The sequence below is a fragment of the Sphaerobacter sp. genome (assembly GCF_019683595.1).
In the GTDB taxonomy this organism is placed as follows: domain Bacteria; phylum Chloroflexota; class Chloroflexia; order Thermomicrobiales; family Thermomicrobiaceae; genus Sphaerobacter.
The window spans coordinates 1-9,003 of record NZ_JADGHZ010000139.1 but is presented as its reverse complement, the minus strand read 5'-3'; the positions used below and the strand labels follow the sequence as shown (position 1 = coordinate 9,003).

Genomic DNA, 9,003 nt, shown 5'->3' with positions numbered 1-9,003 from the left:
CTTACCCAGTGTCAGCCCGGCGGCTTGAGCCCCGGGCAAATGCCAGGCGGTGTACGCCGTATCATCTGGGTCTCGGCCCTGCGGCGCCCCAGCCGGCTTTAGCCGGCTTTGGTTGTCAGCCCGGCGGCTTGAGCCCCGGGCACGAGCCGACCGCGTACGCCCGTATGATTCGTCAAACTCCATAACCCCCGGGCTCACAATGAGAAGCCCGCTAGAGCGGGCTGGGTCGGGACAGGACTCACACTCCGGCATGAGGTTCCGCCGCTCGGCCCGTACACCTATATTGCTCGCCAAATTCCATAACCGTCGGGCACGGGCCTCGGCGCCAGATCCCCCTACCACCTCGCCACGACCGATCCGTCATCTGGGCCCGTCCGTGCTATCGTGTGGCGCAGTGCGCGCAGGGCGCGATGGTGGGAGAGCGAGGGGGGAGCGATGGGCCGCAGGGAGCCGCGACCGACCGGCGTCACATTGATCGCGGTGTACGAGTTCGTCACCGCCGCGGTGTGCTTGCTGGCGACCTGCGTTGTCCTCGTCTTCCTCACGCCCGCCATGCTCTTCACCGCGGACCGCCCGCGCGAGGCGATCGGCGGGCTCTTCTTCGTGCTGCTGCTCTTCGGGTTCTTCCTGGCCTTCGCGATCGGCTCGGCGGTGGTCGGCTGGGGGTTGCTCCTGCAGGAGCGCTGGTCGCGGGTCGGGGCGATGGTGCTGGCGATCCCGGCCTTGCTCGGCTTCCCGGTCTGGACCGTGGCCGCGATCGCGGTGCTGGTGTACCTCGCCAGCGGCGAGGGACGCGCCGCATTTCAACCGGTACCCGCGCCCGAGGAGGCGGCTCCCGTCGCGAGCCTGGCGCCGCCCGCACCGCCGCCTCCGCCGCCCGGAGTGGGGCGGAGCGGTTCGACAGCGGGGGGTGCGGCCGGCGGTGAGGGTTCTCCGGCACAGGAGACGCGCGAGGTGCAGCCGGCGGACCGCGAGCGACCGGCTGCCGGCCCACCGGATGAGTGAGCCGCCGAGCGAGGATCTGCCCATCACCCGCGGACCGACGCTGTGTATACGGCAGCCCACGACACCGTGCAGATCAATACCCGTAGCGGCCGGCCCCGTGCCTGCGCATCGCCGGGCCCGCGCGGCCGTGGGAGGAGGGGTTGCGGTGCGCTATTCAGACGAGGAGACAGCGGCCCTCTATAACGTGCTCAACCCGTGGGGACGGAGCGACGAGTTCTACCTCGGCCTCGTCATGGAGGCTCGGGCAGTGCTCGATGTCGGCTGCGGGACGGGCACACTGCTGCACCGGGCGCGGGACGCCGGGCACACCGGCCGGCTGTGCGGAGTGGACCCGGACCGCGCGATGCTCGGGTTGGCTCGGAGGCGGACCGACATCGAGTGGTGGGCAGGCAAGGCGGCGGCGATGCCCTGGTCGAACGAGTTCGACCTCGCCGTGATGACCGGCCACGCCTTTCAGTTCCTGGTCGACGACGACGAACTGCGCGCCTCGCTGGCGACGATCCGCCGGGCGCTCGTCGAAGGCGGGTGCTTCGCGTTCGAAACCCGGAACCCGCTGGTGCGCGAGTGGGAAACCTGGACGCCGGAGCACCCGATCGATGTCGTCGATCCGGCGGGCCGGCCGCTCCGCGTCTCCTACAGAGTGGAAGCGGTGGTCGGCGACGTGGTGACGGTCGTTGAAGTCACCAGCGAGCGTGACGGCACCGTGCTGCGGGAGGACCGCGCCGACCTGCGCTTCCTCGACGCCGACACCCTGGCCGCGTTCCTTACCGACGCCGGGTTCCGGATCGAGGCCCAGTACGGTGACTGGTCCCGCGCACCGTTCACCGAGGCGAACAAGGAGATCATTACCATCGCCCGGGTCTAGGGCGGTGTGGCGGCGGCTGGGCGCCGCCACACCGTGCACGCTCGGGAGCGGTGGTTAGTTGCCCGCGTCGCCCGACTCGGCGATCTCCCCCTTGGGCTTCACCATCATGACCGGCGTCTTGCCCAGCCTCAGCACCCGCTCGGCCACGCTGCCGAAGACGAGCCGGCTGAAGCCGCTGCGGCCGTGCGTCGCCATCACGATGAGATCGATGTCCTCCTCCTGCTCGTAGGCCAGGAGCTGCTCGGCCGCGATCCCCTCCAGCGTCTGGGTGCGCACGCGCAGCCCCTCGCCCGTGAGCCGCTCGCCCACCTTGGCCAGGTACGCGTTGGCATCGGCGACGAGCTGGGCCACGACCTCGTTCAGGGTTTCGACGGAGGCAGGGGCCTGGGCCGACGGTGTCAGCATGGCGTAGATCTGAGTCGTCTCGGCCACCCGCACCAGCGACAGTTCCGCGTCGAACGCGCGCGCGATCTGCACGGCGTAGGAGAGCGCGGCCTCGGCGTAGGCCGAGCCGTCGAGGGGCACCATGATCCGGCGGAAGGTGCCGCCCTCGGGCTGTTTCATCCCGGAGCGAATTAGGAGCACCGGTACCCCGGCCCCGCGCACCACCCGCTCGGCCACACTGCCGTAGATCCAGCGGCCGATCCCGCTGCGGCCGCGCGTGGTCATGACGATGACCGGGTCGATCATCTCCTCGGCGCCGTCGACGATCTGCTCAGCCGGATCGCCGATGCGGATCGAAATCTGCACGCGGTCGCCAAAGGCGCGGGCCTTGCCGCGCAGGTACGTACGTGCTTCCTCCTCCGCCGACGCGGGCTCGTCGGGCGCGATGACGCGCATCAAGTGGAGCGGAGCGCCGGAGCGCTCAGCGATAGCCGCTGCGAAGGGCAGTGCCTCCTCCGCTAACTCCGACCCATCCAGTGGGACGATCACCGTTCCGATCATCGCGTATGCTCCTATCCTGTGCCCGAGCGGCGTACTCCTCTCGCAGCGGCACGCCGCGTGCCCAGACGGGACGACTATCTCTCAGTCTAGAACAGGCACCATGGCAAAGGAACCACCGAAGTAGGGCACCGCGTGACAGACCCGTTGCAGCGACCGGCTCCGGAGCGCGGTATCATGCGCAGCACGGAGATCCGGACGTGGGAACCCGTGAGGAACGGGGGGAGATTGAATGGGCGAGCCGAACGTGCGAGTCGACGCTGCGGTGCTGCAGCAGTTCACGGCCGATGTGCTGGTCGGATTCGGACTGAGCCGTGAGGAGGCGGCCATCACCGCCGAGGTGCTGATCGCGTCCGACATCCGGGGCATCGACTCGCATGGCGTCCCCCGCCTCGGCTACTACGCCGATCGGCTGCGGAAGGGCCTGATCAACCTCACGCCGAACTTCCGCGTCATCACCGAGACCCCGGCCACCATCGCTTTCGACGCCGACAACGGCATGGGCCACCCGGCCGCCTACCGCGCTATGCGCCGCTGCATCGAAAAGGCGCGCGAGACCGGCCTCTGCATGGCCACGGTGCGCCACAGCAACCACTTCGGCATCGCCGGGTACTACGCCATGATGGCGCTGGAGGAGGGACTGTGCGGCGTGGCGATGACCAACGCCACCCCGCTCGTGATCCCCACCTTCGCCCGCGAGCCGTACCTGAGCACGGCGCCGATCGCGGTGGCCATCCCTGCCGGCCGGGAGCGGCCGATTGTGGTCGACCTGGCGACCAGCACCGTCGCCTGGGGCAAGATCGAGATCGCCCGGCGCGAGGAGAAGCCGATCCCTTGGGGCTGGGCCGTCGACGCCGAAGGGAACATCACGACCGACCCCTTCGCGGCCGTGGCGCTGACCCCGCTCGGCGCCACGCGGGAGCTGGGCAGCCATAAGGGGTACGCGCTGGCGCTCGTGGTCGAGGTGCTCTGCGGGCAACTGGCCGGCGCGGCCTGGAGCCGCTACGTCGCCGGGTCGCGTACCGTGCCGCCCCGCCCGGCGAACATCGGCCACGCCTTCATGGCCTGGCGCATCGACGCCTTCCGCCCGGAGGAGGAGTTCCTGGCCGAGATCGACCAGATGCTGGCCGAGTTGCGCGCGGCCGAGCCGGTCGAAGGGCAGCCGCGCGTGTACGTCCCGGGCGACCCGGAGGATCTGGCCGAGGCCGACCGCCGCGCCAACGGCATCCCGGTGCACCCCAAGGTGCTGGCCGAGCTGCGCGCGCTCGGCGACGAGGTCGGCGTCCCGGCGCCGTTCTAGGCCGTTCGGGCCCGCCGTGGGCCCGGTGCTATACTCAGGGGCGGACCGGGAAGCCGGTGCAGGGGGGTCTGCGCCGGCTCCGACCGTATCCGACAGCGAGCGAGGCGCGAGAGCGCCGTCACGCGACGGACGGGGGACACGCCGCGATGAAGGGGATCGTCCTAGCGGGAGGATTAGGCAGCCGGCTCTATCCGTTGACGCACGCGACCAACAAGCACCTGCTGCCGATCTACGACCAGCCGATGATCTACTACCCGATCGCGACCCTGGTAAACGCGGGGATCGACCACATCATGGTCGTCACGGGCGGCCCGCATGCGGGGCACTTCCTGCGCGTCCTGCGCGACGGCAAGCACCTCGGGGTGCGCCACCTTGAGTACGCCTACCAGGAGAACGAGGGCGGCATCGCCGAGGCGCTCGGCCTGTGCGAGGACTTCGCCGACGGCGACAATATCTGCGTCATCCTGGGCGACAACACGACCGACGCCGATATCCGTCCGGCCGTCGAGTCGTTCACGGAGGGCGCGCTCCTGTTCCTCGCCAAGGTGCCCGACCCGCACCGCTTCGGCTGCCCCCGGTTCGACCCGAACGACCCGACGCGCATCCTCCGCATCGAGGAGAAGCCGCGCGAGCCGGCCAGCAACTACGCCGTCACCGGCCTCTACATCTACGACGCACGCGTCTTCGACTACATCGCGCGCCTGGAGCCGTCGGATCGCGGGGAGCTGGAGATCACCGACGTCAACAACTTCTACCTGGCCGACGGCCTCCTCCGCTGGGTCGAGCTGGAAGGGTTCTGGACCGACGCCGGGACGTTCGAGAGCCTGCACCGCGCCAATCGCTACTGGGCCGAGCGCCGCGGCTGGCGCGCGCAGCCGGTGGAGGATACGTCATCCGTCGTGCATAAGGCGTAGGGCGTGTTGCGTGTTCCGTGTTGCGTACTGCGTCGTACGTAGTGCGTACACTTCCCCTGTCCCCTGGTGGGCTCCGTCCGAGAGGGGCCGGGGGCAAGGGGGACGCCTGACGCTCGCCGGAACATTCAGCGCGCACTACGCGATACGGAACACGCAAGACGCAACACTAACAGGAGCCCACGATGGTAACGACGTTTCAGACTGAGGAGCGGCGGGCCGCCGCCCTGATCAACGACGCGCTGGAGGAGCTCGGCTACGGCCGGCGCGAGTTCGACATGCGCGCCATCCCCTTCGCCGGCGTCTGGGGCACCTCCGCCTCGGTCAGCTATCAGATCGCCACCGAGTTGGTGACCGCGGAGGCCGCCGCCGAGCTCGAGGGCCTCTCCAAGAAGGAAGCCAAGCGCCGCACCCAGGAGCTGGTCCGCCAGCGCGCGCAGGCGATCGCCGAGCAGGTGGCTGAGCGGCTGCGGGCGGCCGACGGCTTCGCCAGCGTCGAGGCGGTCAACGGCTACATCAACATCGGCTTCGACACCAACCGCTTCAGCAATGAAGTGGTCCACGCCGTGCTCACCACCGGCGACGACTACGGCCGCGGGGAGCCGAAGACCGACCGGGTCATGGTCGAGTACTCCCAGCCGAACACCCACAAGGCGTTCCACGTCGGCCACCTGCGCAACGTCTGTCTCGGCAACGCCCTCAGCCGGATCATGCAATTCGCCGGGTTCGACGTGCTGCAGGCGAACTACATCGGCGACATCGGCCTGCACGTCATCAAGACGCTGTGGTGCTACCAGCGCTTCCACCAGGGCGAGGAGCCGCCTCGGGCGCAGCGCGGCCGCTGGCTGGGCGAGATCTACACCGAGGCCGACCAGCGGCTGAACTACCGCCAGGACGTGGTCGACCTGCTCAACGACCTGGCCCGCAACGACGCCACCTTCCGCGAAGCGGTCGACCGCATGATGAAGGAGCTTTGGCGCGAGCATAAGGTCGGCGAGGATGTCGCCTACCTGCTCGGGCAGATCGCCAACGCGCGCGAGATCAAGACCGACGCCTTCTACGACGACGAGACGATCAAGAAGTTCTGGCCGATCGTCGGCAAGCAACTCACCGCGTCGCTGGAGGCCGTGCGCGAGAACCCGCCGCAGCCGGCCGCCGAGGGTGAGCCGCAGCCCTTCACCGCCGCCGACTACGAGGAGCGCCTGGAGCGCTGGCAGCGGCTCGGGGAGCACCTGGACTGGTGGCCGCACGTGCCCGAGTGGCAGCGCGAGGTCCGCCAGACCTTCCAGCTCTGGGAGAAGAAGGATCCGGCCTTCGTCCAGCTCTGGGAAGAGACCAAGGCCTGGAGCATGGAGGAGTTCCACCGGATCTACGACCAGCTCGACGTCCACTTCGACGTCTGGTTCTACGAGAGCGAGGTCGAGGAGCCGGGCCGGCAGATCGTCCAGGAGTTGCTGGAACGAGGCATCGCCGAGATCAGCGACGGGCTGCCGGTGGTCAAGATCGACGAGAAGCTGGGGCTGGAGAAGGAGACGTACCGGACCCTGCCGATCCTCCGCTCCGACGGCACCACCCTCTACTCGACCAAGGACCTGGCGCTGACCAAGATGAAGTTCGAGCAGTACCACGTCGACCGCTCGATCTGGGTGGTGGACGTTCGCCAGAGCCTCTACTTCCAGCAGATCTTCAAGGTCATGGAGCTCTGGGGCTTCGAGCAGGCGGAGAAGTGCTACCACCTCAGCTACGAGACGGTCATGCTGCCGACCGGCGCGATGAGCAGCCGCTCCGGCAACGTGGTCCTGTACGAGGACATCGCCGCGCGGGTGCTGCAGCGGGCGCGGGAGATCATCGACGAGAAGAACCCGAGCCTGCCCGACGAGGTCAAGGACCGCATCGCGCGCGATGTGGGCCTGGGCAGCATGAAGTACGGCATGCTCATGCGGGATAACAACCGCGTGCTGGTGTTCGACATCGAGGAGGCCCTCTCCTTCGAGGGGCATGCCGCCCCCTACATCCAGTACGCCCACGCCCGCGCCTGCCGCATCCTGGAGAAGGTGGACCAGATCCCGACCGAGGGGCTGACCTTCGCCGACCTCACGCCGGAGGAGATCAACCTGATCCAGCAGGTCGCCATCTTCCCGAGCGAGGTCGAGCGCGCCGCGGCGGAATACAAGCCGCTGGTCATCGCCAATTACGTGTACGAGCTGGCAAAGCGCTTCAACGACTTCTACCGCGCCTGCCCGGTGCTGCAAGCGGAGGAGCCGCAGCGTTCCGCCCGCCTCACACTGGTCGCCGCCGCGCGCCAGACGCTGGCCAACGGCCTCGGCCTGCTCGGTATCGCCGCGCCGGAGACGATGTAGTGGAGAGCGACAGGATCCGCGAGGCCGTTGCCACGACGAACCGCCTGCAGGCGGGGCCGATCCAACCGGTGTGCTTCCCATTGGCACTGGGCGCCGTGCGGGCGGGGGTCGAGCTCGGCGCGGCAGCGCTGGACGACGCCCTGCGCGCGCGCTTGATCCGCCGCGGGTTCCCGCACCTGCTCGACCGCCTGCGCCCGGCTATCACCGTCCCGGCCCCGCAACCCGGCGACGAACCGCTCGACGGCCGCAATCGTCCGGGCGAGGCCATGTACCTCAACGAGATCGCCGCGTCGATGCCCCCGCTCGCCTCAGCCGTGGCGGACGCCATCCGCGACGGCGCGCTCGCGCTGACGCTCGGCGGGGATCACGCGCTCTCGCTCGGCACGCTGGCCGGCGCCGCCGCCACCGCCGAGCGGCTGGCTGTCCTCTGGATCGACGCCCACGGCGACATCAACACGCCCGAGACGAGCCCCTCGGGCCACGTCCACGGCATGCCGCTGGCCGCGGCACTCGGCCGCGGCCCCTCGGCGCTAACCGACCTCTTCGCCGGGACGCCGCCGATCCGCCCCGAGGACACTGTCATGCTCGGCCTGCGCGATCTGGATCCCGGCGAGCGCGCCTGGCTGGCCGAAGGCACCATCCACTACGCCACCATGGCACACATCGACGACCGCGGGCTGGACGCGACCATCGCCGCTGCCATCGACCGGCTCCACGCCTCCGGCGCCGACGCCGTGCACGTCAGCTTCGACCTCGACGTGCTCGACCCGCTGCTGCTGCCAGGGACCGGCACCCGTGTGTACGGTGGGCTGACCTTCCGCGAGGCGGCCCGCCTGCTGCGCATGCTGCGCGATTCCGACCTGCCGATCCGCTCGCTCGACTGGGTGGAACTCAACCCCGCCCTCGACCCGTCCGGCGCCAGCACCGCCGTCGCCGCCGAACTCCTCGCCATCGCCATCGGCGAGACGACGGACTGAGCCGCTACACCGCCCGGGGGCATTGGCGTTTGACGAATTCCATGGATATACGCGCTCGGCCCGTGCCCGGGGCTCAAGCCCCGGGCTGACAAGGAAAGCCGGCTTCAGCCGGCTTTGGAGTGCGGCGGCCAGAGCCGCCGCTTTGGTATGGCGCGGCATCAGCCGCGCCGGTTTGGTTTCGCACCGTCGTCAGGACGCGGGATGAGTGGCGGCACCATGAGCAGGGTCCGGATTGGGTGGCGCGACGGATCCCGCGCCGTGGCCTGTGCCCGGGGCTCAAGCCGCCGGGCTGACAAGGAAAAGCCCACTGAAGGGGCCGGGGACGCTGTGTCCGGCAGACGGCCAAACGGGATACGCCGGGATGTCGCCATCACAGCCCCTTCAGTGGGCTTACCCACTATTCGGCCCGGGGGGTGGGACTCGACGCCGAGGTGTGAATCTCATCCCAGCCGGCTTCAGCCGGCTTGCGTTGTCAGCCCGGGGCTTGAGCCCCGGGCGCGCGCCACGGCGCCGGATCCTCGCACCACCCCCGAGCACGCGCTGCCACCGGAGTCCCATCGCTGGCGGCGAGTACCAGAGGCCGTCGCCCGGCTCAATCCGCCACCGCCTGGGACGCCGCGGGGCGGGCGGCGGGGGCGAGGCG

7 protein-coding genes are annotated in these 9,003 nt (G+C 69.6%); 6 read left to right on the top strand and 1 reads right to left on the bottom strand.

The genetic code is table 11. From position 1 onward, the window contains the following. Positions 1-435 precede the first annotated feature (435 nt). A complete protein-coding gene (locus tag IRZ30_RS13070) occupies positions 436-1,005 on the top strand; it encodes a hypothetical protein (protein ID WP_294085779.1) in 570 nt (189 codons plus the stop codon). Between the two features lie 145 nt (positions 1,006-1,150). Continuing rightward, the gene (locus IRZ30_RS13065) at positions 1,151-1,870 is read left to right on the top strand and encodes a class I SAM-dependent methyltransferase (RefSeq protein WP_294085777.1); all 720 of its coding nucleotides are present in this window, start codon (positions 1,151-1,153) and stop codon (positions 1,868-1,870) included. A 54-nt stretch (positions 1,871-1,924) separates the two neighbouring features. On the opposite strand, the gene IRZ30_RS13060 is transcribed toward IRZ30_RS13065, so the two are convergent. Next, positions 1,925-2,815 carry a universal stress protein gene (locus tag IRZ30_RS13060; protein ID WP_294085775.1) on the bottom strand — a complete coding sequence of 297 codons (891 nt, stop codon included), beginning with the start codon at positions 2,813-2,815 and terminating at the stop codon, positions 1,925-1,927. Positions 2,816-3,044: 229 nt separating this feature from the next. Here IRZ30_RS13060 and IRZ30_RS13055 point away from each other — a divergent pair, with 229 nt between their 5' ends. The 4 genes from IRZ30_RS13055 (at position 3,045) to IRZ30_RS13040 (ending at position 8,360) form a co-directional block, all read left to right on the top strand. Beyond that, positions 3,045-4,112, top strand: a complete 1,068-nt coding sequence (locus tag IRZ30_RS13055) for an Ldh family oxidoreductase (protein WP_294085773.1) — start codon at positions 3,045-3,047, stop codon at positions 4,110-4,112. Between the two features lie 146 nt (positions 4,113-4,258). Beyond that, positions 4,259-5,026 (top strand): sugar phosphate nucleotidyltransferase, encoded by a 768-nt coding sequence (locus IRZ30_RS13050; protein WP_294085770.1) that lies wholly within the window; start codon positions 4,259-4,261, stop codon positions 5,024-5,026. 182 nt (positions 5,027-5,208) lie between these two features. Then, the gene (gene argS / locus IRZ30_RS13045; RefSeq protein ID WP_294085769.1) at positions 5,209-7,383 is read left to right on the top strand and encodes an arginine--tRNA ligase; all 2,175 of its coding nucleotides are present in this window, start codon (positions 5,209-5,211) and stop codon (positions 7,381-7,383) included. Further along, positions 7,383-8,360, top strand: coding sequence for an arginase (locus IRZ30_RS13040; protein WP_294085768.1), 978 nt, complete (start codon positions 7,383-7,385; stop codon positions 8,358-8,360). Before argS ends, IRZ30_RS13040 begins: the two co-directional genes overlap by 1 nt. Positions 8,361-9,003 lie beyond the last annotated feature (643 nt).

Excerpts from the sequence above, each read along its gene's own strand:
- IRZ30_RS13070 (WP_294085779.1), top strand. The coding sequence starts at position 436 with ATGGGCCGCAGGGAGCCGCGACCGACCGGCGTCACATTGATCGCGGTG.
- IRZ30_RS13060 (WP_294085775.1), bottom strand. The coding sequence starts at position 2,815 with ATGATCGGAACGGTGATCGTCCCACTGGATGGGTCGGAGTTAGCGGAG.
- IRZ30_RS13055 (WP_294085773.1), top strand. The coding sequence starts at position 3,045 with ATGGGCGAGCCGAACGTGCGAGTCGACGCTGCGGTGCTGCAGCAGTTC.
- IRZ30_RS13050 (WP_294085770.1), top strand. The coding sequence starts at position 4,259 with ATGAAGGGGATCGTCCTAGCGGGAGGATTAGGCAGCCGGCTCTATCCG.
- argS (WP_294085769.1), top strand. The coding sequence starts at position 5,209 with ATGGTAACGACGTTTCAGACTGAGGAGCGGCGGGCCGCCGCCCTGATC.